The sequence below is a fragment of the Conexibacter woesei DSM 14684 genome (assembly GCF_000025265.1).
GTDB lineage: Bacteria > Actinomycetota > Thermoleophilia > Solirubrobacterales > Solirubrobacteraceae > Conexibacter > Conexibacter woesei.
The window spans coordinates 3,086,055-3,111,416 of record NC_013739.1 but is presented as its reverse complement, the minus strand read 5'-3'; the positions used below and the strand labels follow the sequence as shown (position 1 = coordinate 3,111,416).

The window sequence follows — 25,362 nt, the reverse complement described above, 5'->3', positions numbered from 1 at the left end:
TCAGGCGCCGACGGAACCCAGCTCGGCCGACACGTCGGCGAGGCCGCCGACGTCCGCGTCGTCGAGCGGCGCGCGCGAGGCGATCATCCGCCGCGCGTGCTCGAGGTCGTCGCTGCGGCCGATCGACAGCGCACCGGCAACGCGGCCGCCATCGAGGTACCAGACGCTGAACGCGCCGTCGTCGAGCGAGCCGCGCACGACCTCGCGGTCCCACGACGTCGCCGGACCGACGTACTCCAGCGACGCCCAGTCGCTGAAGTCGGAGAAGAAGTACGGCACGACCTCGTGCGGTCTGTCGGCGCCGAGCATGTTCAGCGCGACCGTCTTGCCCATGTTGAACGCGACGTCCCAGTGCTCCACGCGCAGCCGCCGGCCATGCACGACGCTGTCGTAGGAGGCGATGTCGCCGGCCGCGTAGATCCCGGGCACCGAGGTCTCCAGCCGGCTGTCGCACAGCACGCCGCCGCGCTCGTCGTCGAGCGTCAGTCTCGCGGCGCGCGCGAGCATCGTGTCCGGGTTCACGCCCGCGCCGATCACGACGACGTCGGCCGGAACCGACTCCCCGTTCTCGGTCACGACCGTCGTCACACGGCCGAAGTCGCCCTCGAAGCGGCCCAGCGCGTCGTTGCCGATCACCCGCACGCCGTGCGACTCCAGCACCGCCTGCAGCCAGCCGCCGGCGACCGCACCGAAGCCGCGCTCCAGCGTCGTCCCCTCCTGCATCACGATCGTGCAGTGGGCGCCGAGCGACGTCAGCGACGCGGCGACCTCGCAGGCGACGTACGAGCCACCGATCAGGACGACGCGCTTGCCGCCGATCGCCTCGGCTCTGATCGCGTCCGCGTTGCCGAACGCGCGCAGGTAGTGGATCCCGTCCAGCTCGCAGCCGTCGACCTGCAGCCGCTTCACGTTCGCGCCGGTCGCCAGCAGCGCCGTGTCGAACGAGACGACCTCCTTCGTCGAGAGCGTCGCCTCCTTCGCGGCCGCGTCGAGCTTCATCACGCTGGTGCGCTTGCGCAGGTCGATCCGCTGCTCGTCCCACCACGGATCCGGGCGGAAGTAGACGTCGTCGCGCGACTCTCTGCCGGCGAGGTAGCCCTTCGTCAGCGGCGGGCGGTTGTACGGCGCGTCGGACTCGCGGCCGACGAGCAGGATCTCGCCCTCGGCGCCGGACTCGCGCAGCCAGCGGGCGCAGTTCGCGCCCGCGAGGCCGCCGCCGACAAGCAGATGTGCGACGTGACGATCAGCCATCACGCCGCCGCGACGCTCTGGGTGAACTGGGGCGTGATCGCCGACTCCAGCCCCGGATCGAGGATCAGCAGCACCTCGTCGCCGGCCTCGATCACGGTGTCGGACTTCGGCACGAAGCCGCCGCCGTCGCGCAGCACCGAGATGATCAGCGCGCCCTCCGGCAGCTTCACGTCCTCGACCTTCATGCCGGCCGCGGCCGCGCCCTGCACGACCTCCAGCTCGATGATCTCCAGCCGCTCGCCTTCGAGCGCGAGCAGCTGCACGAGGCCGTACTGCGGCACCTCGTGCTCGATCAGGCGGAGGATCAGGTCGGTCGCCGACACCGCCGGCTGGATCCCGAGCAGCTTGAAGTGCTGCAGGTTGCGCGGGTTGTTGACGCGCGCGACGATCCGCTGCGTCAGGTACTTCTCCTTCGCCATCTGGCAGATCAGGACGTTGTCCTCGTCGTCGCCGGTGACGGCGATCACGAGGTCGGCGCGCTGGATGCCGGCGCGCTCCAACACCCACAGCTCGGTCGCGTCGCCGTATTGGACGCTGTGCTCGAGCTCCTGCTCGACGACGAGGTAGCGGCGCCGGTCCTCCTCGATCAGGGTCACCTCGTGGTCCTTCGCGAGCAGCTCGCGCGCGAGGTTCCAGCCGACCTTTCCGGCACCGGCGATGATGACGTACATCCGGCGGTCCCCCGATCCGTGTTCAGGCCACCGGGGCAAGAGCTGCCTCCCTGACCAGGTCGATCGCGTGCTGTGTCGGGCAGATCGTCTGGAGCCCCTGCTCGGCGTACCAGGCGGCGCGCGCCGGGTCGGCGACGCGGACGACGACGCGCTTCACGTTGAAGCGCTTCTGGGCGATCTGCGCGACGACGAGGTTGGTGTTGTCGCCGCGGGTGGAGGCGATGAAGACGTCCGCCTGCTCGATGCCGGCCTCGACCAGCGCGTCGACCTCCAGCGCGGTGCCGACGGTGAAGCGGCCGCCGGCGTCCTCCCACGTGTCGACGAGGTCTTTGTCGAGCTGCTCGTGGGAGAGCGGGTCCTGGTCGAGCACCGACACCTCGTGACCGGCCTCGAGTGCCTGCTTGGCGACGGCGGAGCCGACGCGCCCCGCTCCGACGATCAGGATCAGCATGAGCGGAACACTAGCGCGGCGCGTCGTTCGGCTGATCCGCCGCCGGGGCGGTGAGGATCACGCGGCACTCCGCCTTGCGCAGGACGTACTTCGTCGCCTCGCCGACGAAGTTGTCGAGCGGCCCGCCGGAGCCGCCCAGGAGCGCGCCGCCGCGCACGCGCGACGGCTCCTCGGCGGCGAGCACGATCGCCTCCACCCCGCGCCGCTTCGCCTCGGAGACGATCCCCTGCCCGGCCCGGCGCGCACGGATCATCGCCGTCTGGACCTGGACGCCCTCGTACTCCTCGCCGACCGCCTTGGCGCGCCGCAGCGCCTCCTGCGCGCGTCTCACCTGCGCCTCCGGCAGGCGCGCGTCGATCGGCAGCGCCATCGGCACCTCGAAGACCCAGATCGCCTCGATCGTCGCGCCCTCCTCGTCGAGGTCGTCGCGCACGGTGCCGGCGAGCCGGCCGGCCGTCTGGACGATGTCGTCGTCGAGCGCGTTGCCGAAGATCGGCACCAGGATCGAGCCGAACTCCTCCTGGTCGCGCTCGTGCCTGAGCGCCCGTTCGGGCACCATCACGCGGCGCAGCAGCGGGTTGCCGTCGATCCGGCGGTAGACGACGTAGAGCACGATCCCGCCGAGCAGCCAGGCGAGGCCGACGTAGCGCGCGCCGCCGTGCAGGATCACGACAGTGACCCAGCCGGCCCCGGACAGCAGCGCGCCCAGCACCGCCGGCAACGGCACGTCGCGCCCGCGCACGCGGACGTTGAGCGGGACGCGGTACGGCCGCGACCGGTCCGGCTCTCTGAAGCGCAGCACGACGATCGCGAGGTGGGCGATCGTGAACGCGAGCAGCGCGCCGAACGCATAGATGCCGACGAGAAAGTCGAGGTCGGCAGGGATCGTCAGCACCGCCGCGATCAGCGCGGCGAGCGCGATCAGAACGTACGGAGTGCCGAATCTCGGGTGCAGCCGGCCCAGCCTGCTGGGGATCTGGCGGTTGGTCGCGAGCGCGTACGCGAGCCGTGACGTGCCGAGCATCGCGCCGTTGGAGGCCGCGACGAGCGCCGTCACGGCGCTGAGCGCGACAAGCGCCTGCAGCGTGTCCGACAGCCAGTTCGGGTCGAACGAGTCGGCGATCCCGAGCAGCGGCGCCTCGATGTCGCGTGTCGTGAACGCGCTCGCGCCCTCGGTCACCGGCAGCGCGTTGACCGCCACGACGGCGATCCCGACGTAGACGAGCACGATCGAGGCGACGCCCGGGCCGACGAGCCGCTTCAGCTCTCTGCGCGACGCGCGCGACTCGCCCGCGAGGCTCGCCGCCGCCTCCAGGCCGGTGAACGCGATCGTCGCGATCGTGAGCGCGAAGACGACGTCGCTGTTGGACGGCGTCGCACCCAGCTCGATCGAGTCGAGCACGACGCCGGGCTCGACGATCAGGAACAGCCCGAGCACGATCACGACGACCTGCACGCCGATGTCGGCGGCGGCGACGACGACCTGCTGCTGGAGCTGGCGGATCGTCACGCCCGCGACGTTCCAGATCGCGACGGCGACGATGATGGCGATCGCGACGAGCACCTCCGGCAGCCCCGACCCGAGCGGCGACCAGAACTCGGCCATGTAGTTCGTCGTCGTGAACGCCGTGACGGCGACGAGGATCGCGTAGTCGAGCAGGATCGCCCAGCCGGCGACGAAGCTGACCAGCTCGTTGAAGGCGTAGCGGGCGAAGACCGAGGAGCCGCCGCGTTCGCGGTGCAGCGCGGCACCCTCGACGTACGTCATCGCGGAGAGCGCGAAGAACAGCCCGGCGACGAGGAAGACGACCGGCGTCAGCCCCAGCGCGCGATCGGCGACGACGCCGAGCGCGAAGTAGACCGAGCTGACCGAGGTCGTGTAGACGAGCGCGAACAGCGCGCGCGAGCTGAGCGGACGCGGCGCCGGTCCGGCGCCGTCCGGCGGGAGGCCCTGAGCCATCAGCCCTGCTGCCTCCGGCTCAGGGCGATCCGGCCGGCGCCGGCAGCGACGAACAGCACGCCCATGATCACGCCGACGGACAGCGGCCCGCCGCCCTCGGCGAGCGTGCGCACGAGCAGCACGACGCCGATCACGAGCATGATCGCCGACAGCAGGCGCGTCGTCGCGTGGTGGACGTTGCGGGGCGCGGGCATCAGACGATCTCCGCCGCCTGGCGCGTCGCCTCGCGGCGGCGGCCGCGACCGGACTCGATGATGACGCGGCACGGACGCTCTGCCAGCACCGTCTCCAGCGTGCGGCCGAAGACCGAGCCGCCACCGCCGCGGACCGGCAGCGGCATCACGATCGCGCGCGCCTGGATCACCTTCGCCTCGTCGACGATGCGGCGGCCGGCCTGACCGGGGCGGACCTTCTCCCAGTGGCCGGTCACGCGGCGCCCGCCCTGCACCTTCGCCTGCTCGATGATCGACTGCGCGGCCAACTCCTGCTCGGGCATCGCGGCGTGGATCGGGCTCGTCGGCGGGACCGTGATCGTGACGATCACGTGGATCCCGCGGTGGCGCCGGGCGGCGAGCTTGATCGCCGTCGACAGCACGTCTCTGACGTACTCGCGCTCGTCGAAGGCGACGAGGACCGACTCGTACTCGGCCTCGTGGTCGATCACCGGCTTGGGGACCGCGACCTTCGTCGTCGTGACGAGGTCGAGCCCTTGGCGCTTGCGGAACGTGACGAAGACGACGACCCCGATCGCCAGCCAGCTGAGCCCCGTGATCGCCACGTCGAGGTAGAGGGCCGTGACGACGCACCACGCGAGCGCGGTGAAGATGCCGCCGAAGACGGCGAACAGCGGGATGTCGTGTCCGCGCCAACGGACGTTGCCGGGTCCGCGGAACGGCCGTCTCGCGTCGGGGTACTTGATCCGCAATCGCACCACGGCCGCGTGCGCGATCGTGAACGACAGCATCGCGCCGAACGCGTAGAGGTTGCCGAGGAAGCCCGCCTGGCCAGGGATCATCGCGATGCACGCGACGATCGAGAAGACGATGATGCCGATCCACGGCGTGCGGAATCTCGGGTGCAGCTGGCGCAGCTTGTCCGGCATCTGCCGGTGGACGCCCATCGAGTAGGTCAGCCGCGAGACGCCGATGATGCCGGCGTTCGTGGCGAGGAAGAGGATCGTTGCGGCGAGCAGACCGACGTAGATCTCGCCGGGATGCTGGAGCGGGCCGAGATCCATGTGCTCGACGATGCCGAGCACGGGATCGCCGGCGAAGCCGCCCTCGTCCTCCGGCAGGCCGAGCAGCGTCTTGCACTCCCCCGCTCTGTCGCAGGCGACGGGCAGCGCGCTGAGCGCGATCGCCGGCAGCAGCGCGTAGATCGCGAAGACGGCGATCACGACGCGGTTGATCGCCTTCGGGATCGTTCTGGCCGCGTCCTTCGCCTCCTCCGCCATGTTCGAGATCGTCTCGATGCCGGTGTAGGCGATCATCGCGACGGGGATCGCGACGATGAAGTTGCTCCACGTCGGGGCGATGCCCCACTGGACGTTGTCGATCAGCGTGTCCGGCGAGAAGACGAGCACGAGGCCGAGCATCACCAGCAGCAGCTGCGTGGCGAAGTCGACGACCGCGAGCGTGATGTTGAGACCGGCCGTCTCCTTCGCGCCGAAGACGTTGATCGCCGCCAGGATCGCGACGACGACGCAGCCGCCGATCACGTCGCCCGGCGCGTGCCGCAACGGCTCCCAGAAGAGCGAGCCGATGTAGTGCGGCACGAAGAACGCCGAGATCGAGATCGTGATCGTGTAGTTGAGCATCTGGCCCCACGCGGCGAAGAACGACCAGAACTCGTTGAAGGCGTGGCGCGCGAAGCTCGACGAGCCGCCCGCCTCCGGGTACATCGCGGTCGCCTCGGCGTACGTCGAGGCGGTCAGGTAGAAGATCACGCCCGCGATCACGAAGACGACCGGCGTCAAGCCGAGCGCGAACGACGCGACGAGCCCGAGCGCGTAGTAGATCGACGAGCCGACGTTGCCGTAGGCGGTCGAGAAGAGTGCGTTGACCCCGAGCACGCGCTCGAGGCCGTGGAGGCGGCGTTTGGCCATCGTTTGCGTTCCCTGCTCAGCGGATGCTAGACCCGGGCAGGCGCCTCCGTGGCCGATGGGAGCGCGGCCGCCGGCATCGGCGGCGGCGTCAGCGCGGCGGCGGCGATTACGAGCGCGAAGGCGGACAGCCGCACTGCGACGCCGAGCACGCTGTCGGGCATCGGCTCGCCGAAGACGATCGGGCCGGCGGCGATCGTCGTCAGGTTGGCGGCGGCGCTGGTGACCGCGATCACCGGCACCGCGTCGCCGAGCTGGAGCGACTTGGCGGAGACGAGCAGCCCCGCGAGCGACGCGATCAGGATCACGAGCGAGAGCGGGTGGAAGACCGTCAGGAGCAGCCCGTCGTCCTCCAGGTGGCCGCTGACGGCTTTGATCGAGACGTCGGAGGCGGCCCACAGCAGCCCGGCGGAGAGCGCGAACAAGGTGGCGCGCCGCCCCGCCGCGACCGCCGCCAGCGTCCCAGCGAGCGACAGCCCGCCGACGTACAGCAGCAACGTGCCGGCCGAGTAGTCGGCGTGCGCGTCGCTCGCGCCGCCCTCCATCGTCGCGGCCAGGAACGCCAGCCCGGCGGCCGTCAGCGCGACGCCGATCCACTCGCGCCGCGAGACGCGGTGGCCGAACAGCTTGTCGGCGAGCACCGTCAGCAGCACGAGCCCGCCGGCGATCACAGACTGCACGAGCGAGATCGGCGCGAGCGCGAGCGCGCCGACGTGGAAGAACCAGCCGCCGAGCGCGACGACGATCCCGAGCGTGTACCAGCCGGATCTGAACAGCACGACGGTGCTGTGCAGCGGCCGCTTCCAGTCGACCTCGGGCGCCAGCTGCGCGCCGCGGTGCTTGTAGAGGAAGCCGAGGACGCTCGCGAACGCGGTCGCGAGCGAGAGCAGCAGGCCGAGTTGGACGGAGAAGCTCACGGGCGGCCCGGCAGCGTAGCGCTGCGGACGGCGCTCACGGGTTCAGGAGGCCGCCCAGCACGCTCGTGACCGATCTCGGGTCGATGCCGTGGCGCTCCTCGAAGCGCTTGGCGGACGCGTCGTCGGCGAGCGCGAGGACCAGCTCCTCACGGCTGACTCTGAGCCTGCATGCGCCGGCGTCGACGGCCGTCAGCGCGGCGTCCTGGAGCAGCCCGGTGAGGCCGCCCGAGTTCGGCATCTGGCGGTCCTCGCACGGGTCGGCGATCTTGACCGGCTCCGGCGCGATCGCGGCGTTCAGCCCGGCGTAGACGGCCGGGACCGCGAGCACGAGCACGACGAGCGCGAGCGCGGGACTGGCGCGACCGGCCGCCGCGCCGCCTCCCCCGCCCGCGAACAGCAGCATCGCCCCGGCGGCGATCGCGAGCGAGCCGGCGATCACGAACGCCCACTTGAACGCCTCGCCGACCGCGGTCACGAGCGTCTCGTCGGCGCGCACGGCGAGCTTGTCGTAGAGGACGAGGTCCTCGCCATCGAACTGCGCGCGGTTGGCGTCGAGCTGCTTCTCGAGCCCCGCGCGCGGCTGGTCGGCGTCGACGCCGGACAGCAGCGACGGCGCCAGCTCCAGCTTGTCCTGCGGCGGCAGCTTCGCGTCGAGCACGAGCGCAACGCCGCGCTCCTTCGCGCGCTCGGTCGAGCTGTCGAGCTTGTTGGCGATCAGCGGCGCGAGCGCGATCAGCACGACCGCGATGCCGGCGTGGCGGATCGTCAGCAGCCAGGCCGCGTCGTGCGGCGTGCGCTCGGGCAGCAGCTCGCCCGCGAACGCGGGCAGCGCCATCCCCATGCCGACGCCGGCGAGCGCTTGCGGCAGGAACGTCCAGGCGACGTGCGCGTCGGGGATCCATGCGAGCGCGAGCACGCCGCCGCCGACGAGCAGCGAGCCGGCCGCGGCGCGCTGGCGCGGCGGCCCGCCGATGCGGCTGCCGCCGAGCGCCGCGAGCGGCAGGATCGTGACCGTCGCGGCGGCCGCCAGCGGCGAGATCGCCCAGCCGGCGACGAGCAGCAGGACGAGCAGGAAGAGGACGGCGGTGAGCGCGGCGGAGAGGAACGCGAGCGCCGCGGCCGGCAGCAGTCTGATCGGACCGGAGACGTGCGCGTCGTCGAGCGGCGGCGGTTGGACGAGCGTCCCGTCCGGGCCGACGGTGGCCGCTGCCGCCGCATCGGCCGCCGCCACCTCCTCTGCGGCCTTCTCGCCCTTCAGCGCGGCCAGCGCCGCGACCGCCGCCAGCGGGACCTGCACGATGAAGATCGCGCGCCAGTCGAACGCCTGCGTCAGCGCGCCGCCGAGCGCCGGGCCGACCGCGCTCGACAGCACCGCCGCGCCGAGCCAGTGGCGGCGGCCGGCGGGCGCGCCGCCGTCGATCAGCGAGAACGCGGCGACGAGGCCCGCTGCGCCGCCGACCGCCTGGATCGCACGCGCGACGAGCAGGAACGAGAGCGAGTCGGCGACCGCGCAGGCCGCCGAGGCGAAGCCGAACAGGACGAAGCCGGCGGCGCCGACGAGCGTCGGGTCCGAGCGGCGCATCAGCCGCTCGGCCGGCAGCAATGCCGCCGCCAGCACGATCGTGTAGACCGCGATCACCGCCGCGACGCCCTCCACGGTCGTGTCGAGCTCGCGCAGCAGCTCGGGCAATGCGAGCGTCACGATCGACGCGTCGGCGAGCACGAGGCCCGCTGCGGCGGTCACCAGCCAGAGGCGCAGCTTCATGGTGTGATGTCTACTCCACGCATGGGTGCGCGCCAACCCCTGTCGTCCCCCGGTCGATGGTGCGGCCAGCACCACCTCGTGCCGGCCGCGCCATCACAGGGTGTTCACACGGGGGAATCCGCGCCAGCGGATTCCCCCAGTGGAATCGGCGCCAGCCGATTTCACACGATCAACGGAATGATCAGGATCGCGACGATGTTGGCGACCTTGATCATCGGGTTGATCGCCGGTCCCGCCGTGTCCTTGTAGGGATCGCCGACGGTGTCGCCGGTGATCGAGGCGGCGTGCGCCTCCGAGCCCTTGCCGCCGAACGCGCCGTCCTCGATCAGCTTCTTCGCGTTGTCCCACGCACCGCCGCCCGACGTCATCGAGATCGCCATGAAGAGGCCGACCACGATCACGCCGATCAGCAGCCCGCCGAGCGCCTCGACCGACAGCAGGCCGACGACGAGCGTCACGACGATCGGGATCAGCGACGGGATGATCATCTCCCGCTGCGCCGATCTCGTCACGATGTCGACACAGGTCGCGTAGTCGGGCTGCTGCGAGCCGTCCATGATCCCGGGCCGCTCGCGGAACTGGCGGCGGACCTCCTCGACGACCGCGCCGCCGGCGCGGCCGACCGCCTCCATCGAGAGCGCGGCGAACAGGTAGACCATCATGCCGCCGATCAGGAGCCCGATCAGCACGGGCGGATCACCGAGCACGAACGCGACCGGGTCCTCCCCGTCCTTGATCAGCTCGATGTTCAGCTCGTACTCGAAAGCACGGAAGAGCACGAGCGCCGCGAGCGCCGCCGAGCCGATCGCGAAGCCCTTCGTGACCGCCTTCGTCGTGTTGCCGACCGCGTCGAGCGGGTCGGTCACGTTGCGCACGTCCTCGGGCAGGTCGGCCATCTCGGCGATGCCGCCGGCGTTGTCGGTGATCGGGCCGAAGGCGTCGAGCGCGACGATCAGGCCGGTCAGCGACAGCATCGCCATCACCGCGACGCCGATCCCGTAGATGCCGGCGAGGTCGTTCGCCCACAGGATCCCGAGAGCGATCACGAGCGCCGGCGCGGCCGTCGACTGGAAGCCCTGGGCGAGCCCCTGGATGATGTTCGTCGCGTGGCCGGTCTCCGACGCTCTCGCCGTCGACTTGACGGGCGCGAAGCGCGTCGAGGTGTAGTAGTCGGTGATCACGAACAGCAGTCCGACGATCGCGAGGCCGATCAGCGAGCAAAGGTAGAAGTCGCTGACGCCCGGCGCGTCGCCGGGGCTCGTGACACCGCGCAGCGTGACGTCGTCCATCATCCAGCTCGTGATCGGGTAGAAGGCGACCGCGGCGATCAGGGCGGAGACGATCAGGCCCTTGTAGAGCGCGCCCTCGACGTTGCCCGACGCCGAGCGGACGAAGTAGGTGCCGACGATCGACGCGATGATCGAGACGGCGCCGAGCACGAGCGGGTAGAGCGCGACCGCGCTCGACTCCTGGAACGTCAGCACGCCGAGCAGCATCACCGCGACCGCGGTCACGGCGTACGTTTCGAACAGGTCGGCTGCCATGCCGGCGCAGTCGCCGACGTTGTCGCCGACGTTGTCCGCGATCACCGCCGGGTTGCGCGGGTCGTCCTCCGGGATGCCCGCCTCGATCTTGCCGACGAGGTCGGCGCCGACGTCGGCGCCCTTCGTGAAGATGCCGCCGCCGAGGCGGGCGAAGACGGAGATCAGCGAGCCGCCGAAGCCGAGGCCGATCAGCGCGTCGACCGCCTCCTTCGGCGTCTGGTCGACCCAGGAGGTGAGGATCCCGTAGTACGCGGCGACGCCCGCCAATGCGAGGCCGACGACGAGCATGCCGGTGACGGCGCCGCCGCGGAACGCGACGCGCAGCGCGGTCGGCACCCCCTCGCGGGCCGCCTCGGCGACGCGCGCGTTCGCCCGCACCGAGACGTTCATGCCGATGTAGCCGGCCGCCGCCGAGGACAGGCCGCCGATCGCGAAGCCTATGGCGACCCAGATGTCCTGGATGAATATGAGCGCGACGAAGAGCAGCAGGCCGACGGCGGCGATCGTCGAGTACTGCCGGTTGAGGTAGGCGCGGGCGCCCTCCTGCACCGCCGCGGAGATCGACCGCATTCTCTCGTTTCCGGGCGAGAGGGCGAGCAGCGATCTCACGGTTACGGCGCCGTAGACCAGCGCACAGGCGGCGCACACAAGTGCGACGAGGACGCCGTGGTCGGTCAGGAAGCTGGACAAGACTTTGATCCTCCAGATTCTGTTGAACGACAACGGCGCGCCATCGGGCGCGCCGCACCAGCGATCGAGGCCGCGGCGCGATGAGGGCTCTCCACGGACCCCACTACAAGCGGCGCGAGCCTATCGCAGTGCACGGACGCGCCGTCAAGGTTGAACGTCGAACGTCAGCGCGCCAGCGGCGCGCGCGGAGAGCCGGCGGCGGGCCGGGCTACTGCCCGGGAACCCAGAGGCGGCCGCTTCTCTGCGCCGGTCCTCTGTCGCCCGGTCCGGGCTGCGGCGGTGCGGACTGCGGCGGCCCCTGCGGGGTCCCCGGGCCCGGGCCGGCCGGCCCTGCGCCCGGCCCGCCCGGCCCGCCGGGCGCGTCGCCCGCCGGTCCGCCCGGTACGCCGCCGGCCGCCTCGGCCGCCTGCACGTACGCCATCTGGAGCTGGGAGAGCGCGTCGCGGATCGGTCTCGCCTGCTCGCCGGCGATCAGCTCGACGAGCGGCAGCAGCGCGCGCACGCCCTCGATCCCGACGCGGACCTGGTCGAGGTCGCGCTCGCTCTCGCTGCCGGGGACGAGCCCGGCGCGCATGACGGAGACGTTGAGGATCGAGACGGTCGCCTCCATCACGACCTGCTCGACGCGCACCTTCTTCAGCTCCTCCTGCAGCGCGGCGCGCATCTCCTCCTCGCTCGGCTGGCCCTGCGGCTCATCAGTGCTCACACGATCACCTCCTGGGCGTACGTCTCGCGGGTCTCGCGGACGGTAGCGGCGTAGACCTCTTCGATGCCCGCTCCGGCGTCGATCATGCGACGCTGGCGCTGGGCGCCGTTCAGCTCGGGCAGCGCGACGTCGATCCCGAGCTCGGCGCGCACCGGCGCCGTCCACGCGAGCAGCCGCTCCAGCGCGGCCTGACCGGGGAACTCGACCGCGCGCTCGAGGTCGATCAGCGGCCCGTCGAGCCCGCGGCGGATCGCCCGCCACATGTTCTCCTCGATCAGGCGCGCCGGCGGGTCGGCGAACGGGACGCCGTCCTCGACGTCGCGCGCGGCCTGCGCGACGCAGGCGACGATCAGCGCCGCGAGGCCGTCGGACTCGCCGGCGGTCGACTGCGCGTCGCAGATGCGGACCTCGACGGTGCCGAACGAGAGGTGCGGGCGGACCGACCACCAGACCTGCGTGTACTCGACGATCGAGTTCGTCGCGACGAGGAACTCGAGGTAGGAGCGAAACGCCTGCCACGAGCCGAACGCGTCCGGCACGCCGCAGCGCGGGAACGACTTCGTGAACGTCTGCGTGCGCACGGTGTGGAGCCCAGAGTCGCGCCCGTCGACGTACGGCGAGTTGGCGGAGATCGCCAGCAGCAGCGGCAGCACTGGGCGCAGCCGATCGCAGACCTGGACGGCGCGGTCGGCGCCCTGCACACCGACGTGGACGTGCAGCGAGAACGTGTTGTTGCGCCATGCGACGTACTTGAGGCCGTCCTCGACGCGGTGGTAGTGCTCGGTGTCGATGATCCGCTGCTCGCGGTAGTCCGAGAACGGGTGCGTCCCGGTCGCGCCGAGCGCGATCCCGCGCTCCTGCGCGAGCGCGAACAGGCGGCGGCGGTGGTCGCGCTGTCTGATGGCCGCGTCGGCGACGTCGACGCCCTTGCCGGAGCGGATCTCGATCTCGGACGAGATCAGCTCGCCCGCGATCGACTCCGCCAGCACGGGATCGGCCTGCGCGGCGTCGCGCAGCTCCTCGAAGCGCGGCGTCAGCGCGCGCGTGCCGGGGTCGAGGACGGCGAACTCCTCCTCGAGGCCGACGGTGAAGTCGGTCGAGTCCTCGAAGGCCGTGACGGCGTTGTCGAAGTCCATGCTCATGTTGTCGAGAGGCCGCGGGTAGGCGCGCTGCGGGCTGCTAGGTGAGGTAGAAGTACAGCGCGTAGAGCAGATCGACTGCCGGGCTCGAGGTGTGCACCGTGACCTCGGGCGGGACCTGCAGCAGCGCCTCGGAGTAGTTGAAGATGATCTTCACCCCGGCGGCGACCAGCTCGTCGGCGAGCGGCTGCGCCGCAGCCGTCGGGACCGCGAGCACCGCGACGACGATGTCCTCCTCGTCGACTATCTGTCTCAGCTCGCCGCCGATCTGGCGGACCTGGTGCGCGCCGACCGTCTCGCCGAGCTTCTGCGGGTCGTTGTCGAAGATCGCGACGACGCGGAAGCCGTGGTCGGCGAAGATGTCGGAGCTGGCGATCGCGCGGCCGAGGTGGCCGGCGCCGAACAGCGCGATGTTGTGCTGGCCGGACGTGCGCAGGATCTTGCGGATCTGCGAGACGAGCGAGTCGACGTTGTAGCCGACGCCGCGCTTGCCGAACTTGCCGAAGCCCGACAGATCGCGCCGGATCTGCGTCGAGTTGACGTGCGTGTAGTCGGAGAGCTCCTGTGAGGAGATCGTCTCCTTGCCCATCTTCTTCGCCTGCGTCAGGACCTGCAGGTAGCGTGACAGTCGAGCCGCGACGCCGAGCGTCAGCTTGTCCCCGACCTTCCCGAACGGGGTCTCGGCGTCGTTCTCGATCATGGAGCTCATCGCCCTCCACTGTACCGGCGCAGGCCGCGGCACCGCCGTGCGGGCTCAGCCGGACAGCCGGCGCCGCAGCTCGTCCTCGTCGACGAAGAACTCGAAGACCTCCTCGCCGTCGATCGCGACGACCGGAATGCGTTCGAGGTAGGCGCGGTGGAGCGCGTCGTTCTGCTCGATGTCGCGCTCCTCCAGCGCGAACGGCAGCTCGGCGCGGACGCGCACGAGCAGCGCGCGCGCGTCGTCGCAGAGGTGGCAGCCGGGGCGGCCGTAGAGGACGACGTTCGCGCTCACAGGCCGCGCTCGCCGGTCGCGTACGCGTCGAGCCGCAGGTAGCTCGGGTACGGCAGCGGGTCGAGGAAGCGGGCGGCGGAGGCGATCATCGCGGCGTTGTCGGTGCACAGCTCGCGCGGCGGGACGTGCAGGTCGGGCGCGAGCGCGCGCATGCGCTCGCGCAGCGGCCCGTTCGCCGCGACGCCGCCGCCGATAGCGAGCCGCTCGATCCCGGTCTGCTCGCGGGCGCGCTCGACCCGCCGCGCCAGCGTCTCGACGATTGCGCGCTGGAAGGACGCGGCGAGGTCGGCGCGACGGCGTGCGGCCTCCTCCTCCCCCAGCTCGCGGACCTTGTACAGGAGCGCGGTCTTGAGGCCCGAGAAGGAGAAGTCGAGCCCCGGCACCTGCGCCGCGACGGGGAATCTGAACGCGGTCGCGTCGCCCTCCTCCGCGAGCTTCTGCAACGCCGGCCCGCCCGGGTAGCCGAGTCCGAGCAGCCGCGCCCCCTTGTCGAACGCCTCGCCGGCGGCGTCGTCGCGGGTGGAGCCGAGCACCTCCCAGTTCGGCCCATGGTCCTTCACGTGCGCGAGCAGCGTGTGGCCGCCGGACGCGATCAGGATCAGGAACGGCGGCTCGATCGGCCCTGGCTGCAGGAACGACGCGGCGACGTGGCCGTGGAGGTGGTCGACCGGGATCAGCGGGAGGCCGTGAGCGGCGGCGAGCGACTTGGCGGTCGCCACGCCGACGAGCAGCGCGCCGACGAGGCCCGGCCCCTGCGTGACGGCGACCGCGTCGAGCTGCGCGAGCGTCGTGCCAGCCTGCTGCAGCGCGTCGTCGACGACGGCGCCGGTCAGCTCCAGGTGGTGGCGCGAGGCGATCTCGGGCACGACGCCGCCGTAGCGGTCGTGGACGCCCTGGGAGGAGATGACGTTCGCCAGCACCTCGCCGTCGCGGCTGACGACCGCTGCGCAGGTGTCGTCGCAGCTCGTCTCGATCGCGAGGATGCTCACGAGGCGACGTTCGGGATGTCGTCGAGGCGGCCGGCGAGCGTCGCGGGGGTGCGCCACATCACGAGCGCGTCCTCACCGTTGTCCTGGTAGTAGCGCCGCCGGCGGCCGGCGGAGAGGAAGCCGAAGCGCTCGTAGAGGGCGATCGCGCCGTCGTTGGAGGGCCGGACCTCCAGCGTCACCTGCGCGCCACCGCCGCTGTTGCCGCCGATGCGCTCGACCAGCTGCTCCAGCATCGCCGAGGCGACGCCCTGACGGCGGGCGTCGGGGTCGACGGCGATGTTCATGATGTGCCAGACGGTGTCGTAGCGCGAGCAGATCAGGTGGCCGAGCAGCTCGCCGTCGCGCAGCGCGGCGAGGCAGATGCCGGTCGACTTCGACAGCTCCAGCACGAACATCGCCAGCGACCACGGCGTCGGAAACGCGCGTCGTTCGAGCGCGATCACCTGCGGCAGGTCCGCGTAGGTGAGGCGGCGGATCTTCAGCGGAGTCGACGTTGCGGTCACGTGGATGGGTCCCGCTCGCTCTCACGCCGGCGAAGCGCCAGCTCGGCGTCGGGAAGACGCAGGTAGGTCGGGAGCACCGCGTCCCACGCGACCGGTTCCAGCGCCGCTCCGAGCTTGCAGTGCACGACCGCGTCGACCCGGTGCAGCGGGGAGCCGTCCGCCGGGACGTCGACCCCGGCCGCTTCCAGTTGCTCCCGAAACCTTAGCGCCCCGTCGCCGACGCCCAGCGGCGCCGCCGGGAGCGCCGCGACGGCGTCGGAGAGCACGTCCGGCGTGAGCGCCGCGGGCGCCAGCAGCGGCGTCGCGGCGGGGTCTGCGGCGTCCGCCCGCGGCCAGGCGGCCGCGAACGCCTCGCCGCGCCGCGCGTCGAGGACGGCGAGGACCGTTTGGCGGGTCGGCGCCGCGCCGGCCGCGCCAGCCGCGAGCGAGTGGAGCGTGGAGACGCCGACGAGCGGGAGGTCGTGCGCCTGCGCGAGTGCGCGAGCGGTCGCGACGCCGATCCGCAGGCCGGTGAACGTGCCGGGGCCGAGGCCGACGGCGAGCCGGTCGAGCGCGGCGAAGTCGGTCCCCGCCTCGTCGAGCAGCTCGACGGCGAACGACAGCAGCAGCGCCTGGTGGCCGGGCCGCTCCCCGGGGCCGGGGTCGTGCCGGCGGCTGAGCGTGCGGCCGTCCGGCAGCGCGAGCGCGACCGTCGTGGCCGGCGTCGCGGTGTCGAACGCGAGGATGCGCATCCTCGGATCGTCGCGCACCCGGCGCGCGCGTGTCGTTCTGGCACGTCTTCGCGCCCGCTTTCCGCGACTTTCTCCCCGCTTCCACACGCCTCCAGCCGGAAATAGCGCAGATTTCACGGTTCATACGCAGGTTTGACACAAAGTCCGGCCGACTGGTCACGTAGCGTCGGCGCCCGATGACGATGACGAGGGATCGCCATCGCACAGGACCGGCGGCCGGATGCCGCGACGCCGGACCGGGGCGAGGGATGACGACGACGCTGCTCGGCCTGACGCTCGCGTTCGCGCTGGCGCTGCTGATGGCCGCGCAGCCCGCGGCCGGGGCCGACGCCGCGCGCTCGGCCGCACCGGCCGCCGCCAAAGCGACGCGCTGGGCCGCACCGCCGGCCGCCGCTGCCAAAGCCGCGCGCTCGGCCCCGCTGGCCGCCGGCGCACCGGCCGCCGTCGTGTCGAGGGCGAAGCGACGCGGAGCCGTCAAGCGCTGCAGCCCGGCCGGGATCCGCGCGCTCGGCGGGACCTCGCGCGTCGAGCGCAGGGTGCGCTGCCTGATCAACCAGCGCCGCGCGCGCTCTCGCCTTCCGCCGCTGCGCTACGACCGCTGCCTCGACCGCGCCGCCGAGCGCCACGCGCGCGACATGGTCCGCCGCCACTACTTCGCCCACAGCTCACGCGGCGGCCGCGGCATCGCGGAGCGCGTCCGCGCGGCCGGCTATCTGCGGCGCGCCGCGCGCTGGCGCGTCGGCGAGAACCTCGCGTGGGGCGCGGGGGCGTCGGCGAGCGCCCAGACGACGGTGCGCTCGTGGCTGCGCAGCCGGCCGCACCGCGCGAACGTCCTCTCCCGCGGCTTCCGCGACGTCGGCGTGGCGGTCGTGCGCGGCGCGCCCGTCAGACGCGGTGCGCGCGGGCGGGGCGCGCGACGCGCTCCCGCCACCTACGTCGTCGAGTTCGGCGCCCGCGACCACGGTCGCTGCGGCGCGGCCGCACGGCGTCGTCCTGGATCGCTGTCGCAGGAGGACACGAATCCAGGACGACCGCCGGTGAACGACCGGCGGCGGGGCGCTCCTACTCGCGCTCCTACTCGACGGTGATCTCGCGCGCGTCGCCGCCGCGATGCTCCAGGCGCACGCGCGCGGCGACCGCGACGCCCGCGTCCGCCAGCGCCGACTCGGCGATCTCGGGCCATTCGACGAACGCGATCCGCTCGGGAGCGAGGTAGTCCGACAGCAGCGCCGGGTCCTCCTCCTCGAGGTCGCCGAGACGGTAGAGGTCGAGGTGCGAGACGCCGACGCGCCCCTCGTACCGCCGACCGATCGTGAACGTCGGGCTCGTGACGGCGCCGGTCACGCCGAGCGCCCGCGCGGCCCCGCGCACGAACGTCGTCTTGCCCGCGCCCAGCTCGCCCGACAGCAGCACGACGTCGCCCGGCTCCAGCGCCGCCGCGACACGCGCCGCGAGCGCCTCCGTCTCCTCAGCGCCGGCGGTCCGGTGGACCCCGGCCGGCAGCGGCTCGCGCCGCGCGCTCACGCCAGGTCGGCGGGCAGCGGCTTGAGCCGCAGCCGCAGGCCGGTTCCCGCCAGCACCATCCCGCCGCCGGCCAGCAGCGTCAGCCACAGCTCGGCGCCGGTGTACGGCAGGCTCGTCGCGGGCGGCGTGGCGGAGGCCGCAGGCGCTCGCGCGAGCAGCTGCTCAGGGTCGCCGGCGTCGGCCAGCTCGACGCCGTCGCGATCGGCGAGCGGCGTCTGCGTCAGCTCGGGCGCGTCGCGCGGCACCGGCGCGTCGCTCAGCGGCGTCGCGGCAGCCAGCAGGTCGCCCGGAGCCGCAGCGCTCGCCAGCGAGTCGTCCGGCCCCGGCGCGCTCGCCAGCGGGACGGCGCTCGCCAGCGCGTCGCCCGCCCCCGGCGCGCTCGCCAGCGGGATGGCGCTCGCCAGCAGCTCACCCGGAGCCACAGCGCTCGCCAGCGGGACCGCGCTCGCCAGCAGCTCACCGGGCGACTGCGCGCCCGCGACGGGCGGGGCGGCAAGGGCGGCGGCGAGGACGAGGGCGGCGATCGGCTGGGTGCGGCGCATCGGGCGGGGAACCATAACCACCGCCCCGTCGGAGCCCGCGGACGGATTCCTGCAACGTGCGGGAAGTTCTCCCTACCGAGGCGGTTGCTCGGCCACGAGCGCGGCGACACGCTCGGCGGCCGCCTTCAGCCGCCGGAAGTATGCCGCGCGGCTGAGCGCCAGCTCGTCGGCCGCCTGCTCGTGGCTCGCCGCCGCGTCGAGGTACCCGCGCACGAGCACCCGTCTCAGCAGCTGCTCGTTCGGCGTGTCGCCGAACGCCCGCGCGGCGGCGCTCTCCAGCACCGCCCGCACCGACGCCGCCCGCTCCTCCAGCGTCGACCCGGTCGCCAGCGGACTGTCGGCGAGCTTGTGCGGGACGCCGAGATTGCGCAGCGCCTCCCGCACCTCCTCGACGCCGACCGCGCCGGCCGGAGCAGCCGGGCCGGCCGCCGCGACGGTCCCAGCAGCCGACGCGCCGGCCGCCGCGGCGGGCTCAGCCGCCACGGCGCCGCCCTGCGGCGACGTCAGGCCCAGCTCCGCGTAGATCAGCGCCCGCTGCGCCCCGAGCAGACCGTCCGCGCCGTAGTCGATCACGTGGCACTCCGTGGCATGGCCGCGCAGCTCGATGTCCAGCTCGGGCACGCGCCGCGCGCCGGCCGCCCGCGCGAACGCGAGCGCCTGCGGCAGCCGCGGGTCGATCGGCAGGTAGGCGTAGCGCGGGTTCTGCAGGCCCGAGCGCAGGATCCCCGACATCCCGAGCATCGCCTGCACGCGGGCGCGCGGATCGGCGGTGAAGTCGACCGCGACCTGCCACAGGACGGCGTCGCCGTCCGGCGCCGTGCGACGGGCATGCTCCAGCCACGGCCCGAGCAGCGGATCCTCGGCTGACACCGCCGGCGCGTTCGCGAGCGTCACCGACAGCTCGAAGCCGCGGATCCGGTCCGACAGGTCGCGCACGATCGCGATCCGCTCCGGCGCCGCCGCGAAGTACGGCGCGGCGAGCGGCCAGCGTTCGGGGACATGGCGCTCGCCGAGCAGCCGCCGGACCTCCTCGGCGTCGCCGTCGCGCACCTCGTCGATGCGGTGCTCGCCGGCGCCCTCCCACGAGAAGCCCCAGCGGATCGCCTCGTTCTCGACGAGATGGGCGAGGTCGATCGACAGCAGCTGCTGGCCGGCGCGCGCCCGCGCGTAGAGGTGATCGGCGATGCGGCGCCGCAGGTCGCGCTCGCGCTCGCGGTCGCGTCGCCGCAGGTCGGCGCGCAGCGCCTTGCGGACCAGCTCGTGGAGCGCGATCCCCTCCCCCAGCGGCTCGGTGAAGCTGCGCGCGCGCAGCCACATGTAGCCCTGCACCGCGTCCGTGTCCGGCAGCACGTCGCGCAGCAGGTCGATCGTCGTCGCGCGCGCGATCGCGGCGACGGCGAGCGGGCCGAGGTGCGGGCCGTCGATCTCGGTCTCCGCCAGCCGGCGGATCAGCGCCCGCACCAGCTCGGGCCGTTCGACGTCGTCGGGGCGCGCGGACGACGCGTCGGCGCCGCGCGCGCCGAGCGCGTCGTCCCCGGCCAGCGCGAGCGCCAACGGCGAGCCCTGTGCCCAGCGCACCAGCTCGCGCGCCTGGCGCTCGTCGTGGACGCCCTGGAGCGCCAGCAGCTCCTGCGCCTCCTCGACCGACAGCCCGCTCAGCTCGAGCTGGACCGCGACGCTCTCCCAGCCGCCCTCCAGCCAGCCGCGGCCGGGCGCCTCGCGGCCCGCGATCACGACGAGCGCCCGCTCCGGGAGCGCCGGCACGACGCTGCCACGCAGGTATCCGTCGAGCGCGGTCATCTGCTCGTAGGTGTCGATCAGGACGAGCGGCTGGGCGTCCTCGCGCGCGCCCGCGAGTGCCGCGTCCAGCGCACGCGGCGCCGGCGCCAGCTCGCGACCCTCGACGAAGTGGGCGCGGCGTCCCGTCGCCCCGGCGCGGCGCGCCAGCTCGCGCAGCAGCGTCGACTTGCCGATCCCGCCCGGACCGTGGATCAGCACGACGGACGCGTCGGCCTGGCCGTCGAGGCAGCGCTGGAGGAACGCCAGCTCTGCGCCACGCCCGACGAATCTGCGGCGGTCCCGCTCCGCGAGCCGCGTCCCGATCGTCGCCATGTGCGGGACGATACGTCGCCCGCACGCCATCTACCAGCGTGTTTTCACCGTGCGCACGGCTTTGCGCCCGAAAGTCGACTCAGAACAGGCCGAGTTGCCGATCGTCTACTGGCGCGACCTCGCTCGCCGCCGCATCCTCGGGCGCCTGCGGATCGACCGGCGCGACCTCCTCCGAAGCGACCTCCTCCGGCGCGCCGTCCGGCTCGTCCGGTTCCGCTTCGGGGACCGGCTCGAACACCTCTGCCGCCGGCTGCTCCGGCGGATCGAGCGCGAGCAGCCCCGGCAGCTGTGCGAAGTCGGCGCGCAGCGTGTCGAGCATGCTGGGCGTGTAGAGCGCGGCGGCCGGATGGAAGATCGGGAAGATCCGCACGGCGCGACGGCCGAGCACGTGGACCTCCGGCTGGCCGTGGACCCGCGAGATGCCAGTCGGGTCGTCGCGCAGCAGCTTGGTCGAGAAGTTGCCGAGCGTGCAGATCACCTTCGGCTCGATCAGCTCGACCTGCCGATGGAGGTAGTCACGGCAGGTCGCGATCTCGGTGGGGCGCGGGTCCCGGTTGCCTGGCGGGCGGCACTTGAGCACGTTGGCGATGAAGACGTCCGCGCGTTCGAGGCCGACCTCCTGCAGCAGCTTGTCGAGCAGTCTGCCCGCCTGCCCGATGAATGGGAGACCGCCGCGATCCTCGTTCGCGCCGGGCGCCTCGCCGACGAACATCAGGTCCGCATCGGCGTTTCCGGCGCCGAAGACGACCGTCTGACGCGTCTCGGACAGCGCGCACAGCGTGCAGGTGCTCGCCTCTCTCCAAACCTCTTTGAGCCGTTCACGGCGCTCGGCGGCAGTGCTCATGCACCCGATGGTATTCAGGCGGGTCGACGGCTATCATCAGACGAAGCCGCCACCTCAGGGGGCGGACTGTCGTGCTCAGGGTGTACTCACAACAACTCGACCGGTATCTCGCATGTGGGAACTGGAACGGGAATCGGATCTTCCTGATCTCACGCGCATCCGCTGCGCGCTCGTAGGCGCCGGCCGGCTCGGCCGGGCGCTCGCTCCTGTGCTGCGCGGCACCGGACTGCTCGTCGACGGCCCGCTCGGCCGCGACGGCGACGTCGGCGACGCCGATCTCGTGCTGCTGTGCGTGCCCGACGCGGAGATCGCCGCCGCCGCGGCGGCGGTCGAGCCGCGTCCCGGCCGCCTCGTCGGCCACTGCTCCGGTGCGACCACGCTCGCGCCGCTCGCGCCCCACGAGGCGTTCTCGCTGCACCCGCTGATGACCGTCCCGGCCGACGGCGCGGCGCCGTTCGCCGGCGCTGCGGCCGCGACGGCCGGCTCGACCGCGCGCGCCGCGCGGGTCGCGACCGCGCTCGCCGTCCGTATCGGCCTCGCGCCGGTGACCGTCGCCGACGACGACCGCGCCGCCTACCACGCCGCCGCGTCGATCGCGTCGAACTTCCTCGTCACGCTGGAGGCCGCCGCCGAGCGCATCGCCGCGACGGCGGGCGTCGAGCGCGCGGCGCTCGTCCCGCTCGTGCGCGCGTCGCTGGAGAACTGGGCGGCGCTCGGTCCTGAGCGCGCGCTGACCGGCCCGCTCGTGCGCGGTGACGAGGAGACGGTCGCCCGCCAGCGCGCGGCCGTCGAGGAGCGGACTCCCGAGCTGCTGGAGCTGTTCGACGCGATGGCCGGCGCGACCCGCGCGCTCGCGGCCACGCCGCTCGCGGCGAGTCCGGCCGCCACACCGCCGGCCGAGGTCGCCCCATGAGCCTCCGCATCGTCCGCACCGTCGCCGAGCTGCGCACGCTGCTGGAGCGCGAGCGCAGCGCCGACCGCAGCGTCGGCCTCGTCCCGACGATGGGCGCCTTCCACGACGGCCACCGCTCGCTGATGGAGCGAGCCGGCGCCGACTGCGACCTCGTCGTCGTCTCGCTGTTCGTCAACCCGACCCAGTTCGGCCCCAGAGAGGACCTCGCCGCCTACCCGCGCGACGAGCAGCGCGACGCCGCGATCGCCGGCGAGGCGGGCGTCGACGTGCTGTTCGCTCCGCCGGTCGAGGAGGTCTACCCGGACGGCTTCGCCACGACCGTCCGCGTCGGCGGGCTGACCGAGACGCTGGAGGGCGCCCACCGCCCCGGCCACTTCGACGGCGTCGCGACCGTCGTCGCGAAGCTGCTCGGGATGGCCCAGCCCGACGCCGCCTTCTTCGGCCAGAAGGACGCCCAGCAGGCGCTCGTCATACGCCGGCTCGTGCGCGACCTCGACCTGCCGGTTCGGATCGAGATCTGCCCGACCGTGCGCGAGGCAGACGGCCTCGCGATGTCGAGCCGCAACGCCTACCTCGGGCCCGCGGACCGCGCGCGGGCGATCGCGCTGCGGCGCGCGCTCGACGCCGCCGAGGCCGCCGTCGCCGCCGGCGAGCGCGACGCCGCCGCGGTCGAGTCCGCCGCACGCGCGGCGCTGGCCGAGCACGGCGTCGAGCCCGAGTACGTCGCGCTCGTCGCGACCGACAGCCTTTCCCCCGTCGATCGCGTCGACGGCGAGGTGCTGATGGCGCTCGCCGCACGCGTCGGGCCCGCGCGCCTGATCGACAACACGATCCTGTCCACCACCGACGGAGCCTCACGATCCGCATGATCCGCACGATGTTGAAGTCGAAGATCCACCGCGCGACGGTGACCGCGTCCGACCTCCACTACGTCGGATCGATCACGATCGACCCGGATCTGCTGGAGGCCGCAGACATCCTCGAGCACGAGCAGGTCGCGGTTGTCGACGTCGACAACGGCGCCCGCTTCGAGACGTACACGATCGCCGGGGAGCGCGGCTCCGGCGAGATCAAGGTGAACGGCGCCGCCGCCCGCCTCGTGCACCACGGCGACACGATCATCGTCATCTCCTACGCGCAGTACGACAAGACGGAGATGGAGCACTACGTGCCCGTCGTCGTCCACGTCGATTCCGACAACCGCATCCTCGACGTCGACAGCGAGGTGGCGACCCTCCTCTCGTGAGGGCGCCAACCACGCCAGACAAGGAGCCGGAACCATGTCCGCAGCACCCGTCCCCAGCAACGTCCCCACCAGCGCCGGGTCGATCGACCGCCTGCCGGTATCGCTGCCGCAGCTGGCCGAGAAGAAGCGCCTCGGCGAGCCGATCGTGATGGTCACCGCCTACGACTACCCGTCCGCGCAGGTGGCCGAGAAGGCCGGCGTCGACGTCGTCCTCGTCGGCGACTCCGGCGCGATGACGGTTCTCGGCTATCCCTCGACCGTGCCGGTCTCGGTCGAGGAGATGCTGATGCTCGCCAGCGCCGCCCGGCGCGGCCTGCGCACGCCGCTGCTCGTCGCCGACCTGCCGTTCGGCTCGTTCGAGACCTCCAACGAGCAGGCGATCATGACCGCCTCGCGCTTCATCAAGGAGGCCGGCGTCGACGCCGTCAAGATCGAGGCCAACGGGGTCGCCGTGGAGCGCGCCCGCGCGCTCGTCGGCGCCGGCATCCCCGTGATGGGGCACGTCGGGCTGACGCCGCAGACGGCGACGGCGCTCGGCGGCTACCGCGCGCAGGGACGCACGGCGGAGCGCGCGCTCGACGTCGCGCGGGACGCGCTGGCGCTCGAAGAGGCCGGCTGCTTCTCGATCGTCTTCGAGGCGATCCCGGCACCGGTCGCGGCGATCCTGATGGAGCAGATGGAGGTGCCGATCATCGGCATCGGCGCCGGCTCCTCGACCGACGGTCAGGTGCTCGTCTTCCACGACCTGCTCGGGATCCGCGAGGGCGTAGGCGCCCGCTTCGTGAAGCGCTACGCCGACATCCAGGACGAGATGGTCGCGGGCGTGCGCGCCTACGCCGACGACGTGCGTCACCAGCGCTACCCGGCGCCCGACCACACCTACTCGATCGATCCGGGCGAGCTGGAGCGGTTCCGCAGCCAGCTCGGCTGACCGCCGCATCGCCGCGTCTCCGGCCGCCGCCCCGCGCGGCGGCCGGTCCCCGCGCCGCCTCAGCCTCTACACTCCGCGCGTCGTTCACAACTCGTGCACGAGTCGTTCACAGGCGCAGCGGGATCGGTGCGCCAGGCAGCTCGTCTCGACGGACCCCCCACTCCGATTCCTGCCGCCACAGAGGAGGGTCGCGCCATGGCGCGCCTGTCACAGATCTTCTCCCCCCGCGACCGCGAGTTCTTCGACCTGTTCGAAGAGGCTGGCCGCAACGCGCTGCACGCCGCCGACCTCCTCGACCAGATGCTGCGCGGGTTCCCGGAGACGAAGGATCTCGCGCGCGACATCCTGATCTGCGAGCAGGAGGGGGATCGGATCACGCACGACATCATCCAGCGGCTGAACCACACCTTCGTGACGCCGATCGACCGCGAGGACATCCTCGAGCTGGCGTCGAGAATCGACGACGTCGTCGACTACACCGAGGAAGTGGCGGACTACCTCGGTCTCTACAAGATCGAAGCGCCGATGGAGCAGTCCCAGCGGCTCGCCCACATCCTCTTCCAGTCCACGCGGCAGATCGTCGAGGCGATCCCGCGGATGCGCGACTTCAAGGACATCTCGCACTTCACGGTCGAGGTCAACCGGCTCGAGAACGAGGCCGACCGCGTCTCGCGCGAGGCGATCGCGTCGCTGTTCGACAACGGCATCGACCCGATGGTCGTGATCCGCTGGAAGGACCTGTTCGAGCGGCTCGAGGACGCGATCGACGCCACCGAGCACGTCGCGAACGTGCTCGAAGGCATCGTCATCAAGAACTCGTAGCGCGACGCACTTCTCG

At 72.5% G+C, this 25,362-nt stretch carries 26 protein-coding genes; 6 read left to right on the top strand and 20 right to left on the bottom strand.

Going from position 1 to position 25,362, the window contains the following annotated elements; all coding sequences use genetic code 11:
- The 16 genes from CWOE_RS14530 to tsaB all read right to left on the bottom strand — a co-directional run bounded on the left by CWOE_RS14530 (position 1) and on the right by tsaB (position 16,412).
- On the bottom strand, positions 1-1,251 hold the full coding sequence (locus CWOE_RS14530; RefSeq protein ID WP_012934383.1) for an NAD(P)/FAD-dependent oxidoreductase: 1,251 nt from the start codon (positions 1,249-1,251) through the stop codon (positions 1-3).
- The gene (locus tag CWOE_RS14525) at positions 1,251-1,922 is read right to left on the bottom strand and encodes a potassium channel family protein (RefSeq protein ID WP_012934382.1); all 672 of its coding nucleotides are present in this window, start codon (positions 1,920-1,922) and stop codon (positions 1,251-1,253) included. Before CWOE_RS14525 ends, CWOE_RS14530 begins: the two co-directional genes overlap by 1 nt.
- A gap of 22 nt (positions 1,923-1,944) precedes the next feature.
- On the bottom strand, positions 1,945-2,373 hold the full coding sequence (locus CWOE_RS14520) for a potassium channel family protein (RefSeq protein ID WP_012934381.1): 429 nt from the start codon (positions 2,371-2,373) through the stop codon (positions 1,945-1,947).
- 10 nt (positions 2,374-2,383) lie between these two features.
- A complete protein-coding gene (locus CWOE_RS14515; RefSeq protein WP_012934380.1) occupies positions 2,384-4,333 on the bottom strand; it encodes a universal stress protein in 1,950 nt (649 codons plus the stop codon).
- The gene (locus CWOE_RS14510; RefSeq protein ID WP_012934379.1) at positions 4,333-4,527 is read right to left on the bottom strand and encodes a hypothetical protein; all 195 of its coding nucleotides are present in this window, start codon (positions 4,525-4,527) and stop codon (positions 4,333-4,335) included. Before CWOE_RS14510 ends, CWOE_RS14515 begins: the two co-directional genes overlap by 1 nt.
- On the bottom strand, positions 4,527-6,437 hold the full coding sequence (locus tag CWOE_RS14505; protein ID WP_012934378.1) for an amino acid permease: 1,911 nt from the start codon (positions 6,435-6,437) through the stop codon (positions 4,527-4,529). Before CWOE_RS14505 ends, CWOE_RS14510 begins: the two co-directional genes overlap by 1 nt.
- Before the next feature lie 26 nt (positions 6,438-6,463).
- Positions 6,464-7,351 (bottom strand): DMT family protein, encoded by an 888-nt coding sequence (locus CWOE_RS14500; protein ID WP_012934377.1) that lies wholly within the window; start codon positions 7,349-7,351, stop codon positions 6,464-6,466.
- 34 nt (positions 7,352-7,385) lie between these two features.
- Positions 7,386-9,116 carry an MFS transporter gene (locus CWOE_RS14495; RefSeq protein ID WP_012934376.1) on the bottom strand — a complete coding sequence of 577 codons (1,731 nt, stop codon included), beginning with the start codon at positions 9,114-9,116 and terminating at the stop codon, positions 7,386-7,388.
- Between the two features lie 161 nt (positions 9,117-9,277).
- Complete coding sequence (locus tag CWOE_RS14490; protein ID WP_012934375.1) at positions 9,278-11,350, bottom strand: sodium-translocating pyrophosphatase; 2,073 nt, start codon at positions 11,348-11,350, stop codon at positions 9,278-9,280.
- Positions 11,351-11,558: 208 nt separating this feature from the next.
- Positions 11,559-12,056 (bottom strand): hypothetical protein, encoded by a 498-nt coding sequence (locus CWOE_RS32825; protein ID WP_012934374.1) that lies wholly within the window; start codon positions 12,054-12,056, stop codon positions 11,559-11,561.
- Complete coding sequence (locus CWOE_RS14480; protein WP_160165517.1) at positions 12,053-13,192, bottom strand: carboxylate-amine ligase; 1,140 nt, start codon at positions 13,190-13,192, stop codon at positions 12,053-12,055. The genes CWOE_RS32825 and CWOE_RS14480 overlap by 4 nt, the downstream gene beginning before the upstream one ends.
- A 43-nt stretch (positions 13,193-13,235) precedes the next feature.
- Positions 13,236-13,904, bottom strand: a complete 669-nt coding sequence (locus CWOE_RS14475; protein ID WP_081425368.1) for a redox-sensing transcriptional repressor Rex — start codon at positions 13,902-13,904, stop codon at positions 13,236-13,238.
- Between the two features lie 45 nt (positions 13,905-13,949).
- A complete protein-coding gene (locus CWOE_RS14470) occupies positions 13,950-14,189 on the bottom strand; it encodes a glutaredoxin family protein (protein ID WP_012934371.1) in 240 nt (79 codons plus the stop codon).
- On the bottom strand, positions 14,186-15,178 hold the full coding sequence (tsaD, locus tag CWOE_RS14465) for a tRNA (adenosine(37)-N6)-threonylcarbamoyltransferase complex transferase subunit TsaD (protein WP_012934370.1): 993 nt from the start codon (positions 15,176-15,178) through the stop codon (positions 14,186-14,188). The genes CWOE_RS14470 and tsaD overlap by 4 nt, the downstream gene beginning before the upstream one ends.
- Positions 15,175-15,681 (bottom strand): ribosomal protein S18-alanine N-acetyltransferase, encoded by a 507-nt coding sequence (gene rimI, locus CWOE_RS30720; protein WP_012934369.1) that lies wholly within the window; start codon positions 15,679-15,681, stop codon positions 15,175-15,177. Before rimI ends, tsaD begins: the two co-directional genes overlap by 4 nt.
- Positions 15,678-16,412 (bottom strand): tRNA (adenosine(37)-N6)-threonylcarbamoyltransferase complex dimerization subunit type 1 TsaB, encoded by a 735-nt coding sequence (gene tsaB / locus CWOE_RS30715; RefSeq protein ID WP_012934368.1) that lies wholly within the window; start codon positions 16,410-16,412, stop codon positions 15,678-15,680. The genes rimI and tsaB overlap by 4 nt, the downstream gene beginning before the upstream one ends.
- A 248-nt stretch (positions 16,413-16,660) precedes the next feature.
- On the opposite strand from tsaB, the gene CWOE_RS30710 reads away from it, so the two are divergent.
- Positions 16,661-17,500, top strand: coding sequence for a CAP domain-containing protein (locus CWOE_RS30710; RefSeq protein ID WP_012934367.1), 840 nt, complete (start codon positions 16,661-16,663; stop codon positions 17,498-17,500).
- On the opposite strand, the gene tsaE is transcribed toward CWOE_RS30710, so the two are convergent.
- From tsaE to CWOE_RS14430, 4 genes are all read right to left on the bottom strand, one after another.
- A complete protein-coding gene (gene tsaE, locus CWOE_RS14445; RefSeq protein WP_012934366.1) occupies positions 17,487-17,936 on the bottom strand; it encodes a tRNA (adenosine(37)-N6)-threonylcarbamoyltransferase complex ATPase subunit type 1 TsaE in 450 nt (149 codons plus the stop codon). The two genes, CWOE_RS30710 and tsaE, sit on opposite strands and share 14 nt — an antisense overlap.
- On the bottom strand, positions 17,933-18,478 hold the full coding sequence (locus tag CWOE_RS14440; RefSeq protein ID WP_041730519.1) for a hypothetical protein: 546 nt from the start codon (positions 18,476-18,478) through the stop codon (positions 17,933-17,935). Before CWOE_RS14440 ends, tsaE begins: the two co-directional genes overlap by 4 nt.
- A gap of 72 nt (positions 18,479-18,550) precedes the next feature.
- On the bottom strand, positions 18,551-20,590 hold the full coding sequence (locus CWOE_RS14435; protein ID WP_012934364.1) for an ATP-binding protein: 2,040 nt from the start codon (positions 20,588-20,590) through the stop codon (positions 18,551-18,553).
- Positions 20,591-20,669: 79 nt separating this feature from the next.
- On the bottom strand, positions 20,670-21,434 hold the full coding sequence (locus CWOE_RS14430; RefSeq protein WP_012934363.1) for a uracil-DNA glycosylase: 765 nt from the start codon (positions 21,432-21,434) through the stop codon (positions 20,670-20,672).
- A gap of 208 nt (positions 21,435-21,642) precedes the next feature.
- Here CWOE_RS14430 and CWOE_RS14425 point away from each other — a divergent pair, with 208 nt between their 5' ends.
- The 5 genes from CWOE_RS14425 to CWOE_RS14405 all read left to right on the top strand — a co-directional run bounded on the left by CWOE_RS14425 (position 21,643) and on the right by CWOE_RS14405 (position 25,346).
- Positions 21,643-22,347: a DUF2520 domain-containing protein gene (locus CWOE_RS14425; protein ID WP_236262282.1), complete on the top strand. Its 705-nt coding sequence runs from the start codon at positions 21,643-21,645 to the stop codon at positions 22,345-22,347.
- Entirely contained in the window at positions 22,344-23,216 is an 873-nt protein-coding gene (panC, locus tag CWOE_RS14420; RefSeq protein WP_012934361.1) for a pantoate--beta-alanine ligase, read from the top strand. The genes CWOE_RS14425 and panC overlap by 4 nt, the downstream gene beginning before the upstream one ends.
- On the top strand, positions 23,213-23,593 hold the full coding sequence (gene panD / locus CWOE_RS14415) for an aspartate 1-decarboxylase (RefSeq protein WP_012934360.1): 381 nt from the start codon (positions 23,213-23,215) through the stop codon (positions 23,591-23,593). Before panC ends, panD begins: the two co-directional genes overlap by 4 nt.
- Positions 23,594-23,627: 34 nt before the next feature.
- Complete coding sequence (gene panB, locus CWOE_RS14410; RefSeq protein WP_012934359.1) at positions 23,628-24,524, top strand: 3-methyl-2-oxobutanoate hydroxymethyltransferase; 897 nt, start codon at positions 23,628-23,630, stop codon at positions 24,522-24,524.
- 195 nt (positions 24,525-24,719) lie between these two features.
- Positions 24,720-25,346 carry a DUF47 domain-containing protein gene (locus CWOE_RS14405; protein WP_012934358.1) on the top strand — a complete coding sequence of 209 codons (627 nt, stop codon included), beginning with the start codon at positions 24,720-24,722 and terminating at the stop codon, positions 25,344-25,346.
- Positions 25,347-25,362: the final 16 nt, after the last annotated feature.

What these genes read in the sequence shown, in the direction of transcription:
- CWOE_RS14405 (WP_012934358.1), top strand. Translation starts at nt 24,720, where the DNA reads ATGGCGCGCCTGTCACAGATCTTCTCCCCCCGCGACCGCGAGTTCTTC.
- tsaB (WP_012934368.1), bottom strand. Translation starts at nt 16,412, where the DNA reads ATGCGCATCCTCGCGTTCGACACCGCGACGCCGGCCACGACGGTCGCG.
- CWOE_RS14430 (WP_012934363.1), bottom strand. Translation starts at nt 21,434, where the DNA reads ATGAGCACTGCCGCCGAGCGCCGTGAACGGCTCAAAGAGGTTTGGAGA.
- CWOE_RS30710 (WP_012934367.1), top strand. Translation starts at nt 16,661, where the DNA reads ATGACGACGACGCTGCTCGGCCTGACGCTCGCGTTCGCGCTGGCGCTG.
- CWOE_RS14515 (WP_012934380.1), bottom strand. Translation starts at nt 4,333, where the DNA reads ATGGCTCAGGGCCTCCCGCCGGACGGCGCCGGACCGGCGCCGCGTCCG.
- CWOE_RS14520 (WP_012934381.1), bottom strand. Translation starts at nt 2,373, where the DNA reads ATGCTGATCCTGATCGTCGGAGCGGGGCGCGTCGGCTCCGCCGTCGCC.
- panC (WP_012934361.1), top strand. Translation starts at nt 22,344, where the DNA reads ATGAGCCTCCGCATCGTCCGCACCGTCGCCGAGCTGCGCACGCTGCTG.
- CWOE_RS14530 (WP_012934383.1), bottom strand. Translation starts at nt 1,251, where the DNA reads ATGGCTGATCGTCACGTCGCACATCTGCTTGTCGGCGGCGGCCTCGCG.
- CWOE_RS14435 (WP_012934364.1), bottom strand. Translation starts at nt 20,590, where the DNA reads ATGGCGACGATCGGGACGCGGCTCGCGGAGCGGGACCGCCGCAGATTC.
- CWOE_RS14495 (WP_012934376.1), bottom strand. Translation starts at nt 9,116, where the DNA reads ATGAAGCTGCGCCTCTGGCTGGTGACCGCCGCAGCGGGCCTCGTGCTC.
- panB (WP_012934359.1), top strand. Translation starts at nt 23,628, where the DNA reads ATGTCCGCAGCACCCGTCCCCAGCAACGTCCCCACCAGCGCCGGGTCG.
- CWOE_RS14480 (WP_160165517.1), bottom strand. Translation starts at nt 13,192, where the DNA reads ATGGACTTCGACAACGCCGTCACGGCCTTCGAGGACTCGACCGACTTC.
- CWOE_RS14440 (WP_041730519.1), bottom strand. Translation starts at nt 18,478, where the DNA reads ATGCGCCGCACCCAGCCGATCGCCGCCCTCGTCCTCGCCGCCGCCCTT.
- CWOE_RS14475 (WP_081425368.1), bottom strand. Translation starts at nt 13,904, where the DNA reads ATGAGCTCCATGATCGAGAACGACGCCGAGACCCCGTTCGGGAAGGTC.
- CWOE_RS14525 (WP_012934382.1), bottom strand. Translation starts at nt 1,922, where the DNA reads ATGTACGTCATCATCGCCGGTGCCGGAAAGGTCGGCTGGAACCTCGCG.
- panD (WP_012934360.1), top strand. Translation starts at nt 23,213, where the DNA reads ATGATCCGCACGATGTTGAAGTCGAAGATCCACCGCGCGACGGTGACC.
- CWOE_RS14510 (WP_012934379.1), bottom strand. Translation starts at nt 4,527, where the DNA reads ATGCCCGCGCCCCGCAACGTCCACCACGCGACGACGCGCCTGCTGTCG.
- CWOE_RS14505 (WP_012934378.1), bottom strand. Translation starts at nt 6,437, where the DNA reads ATGGCCAAACGCCGCCTCCACGGCCTCGAGCGCGTGCTCGGGGTCAAC.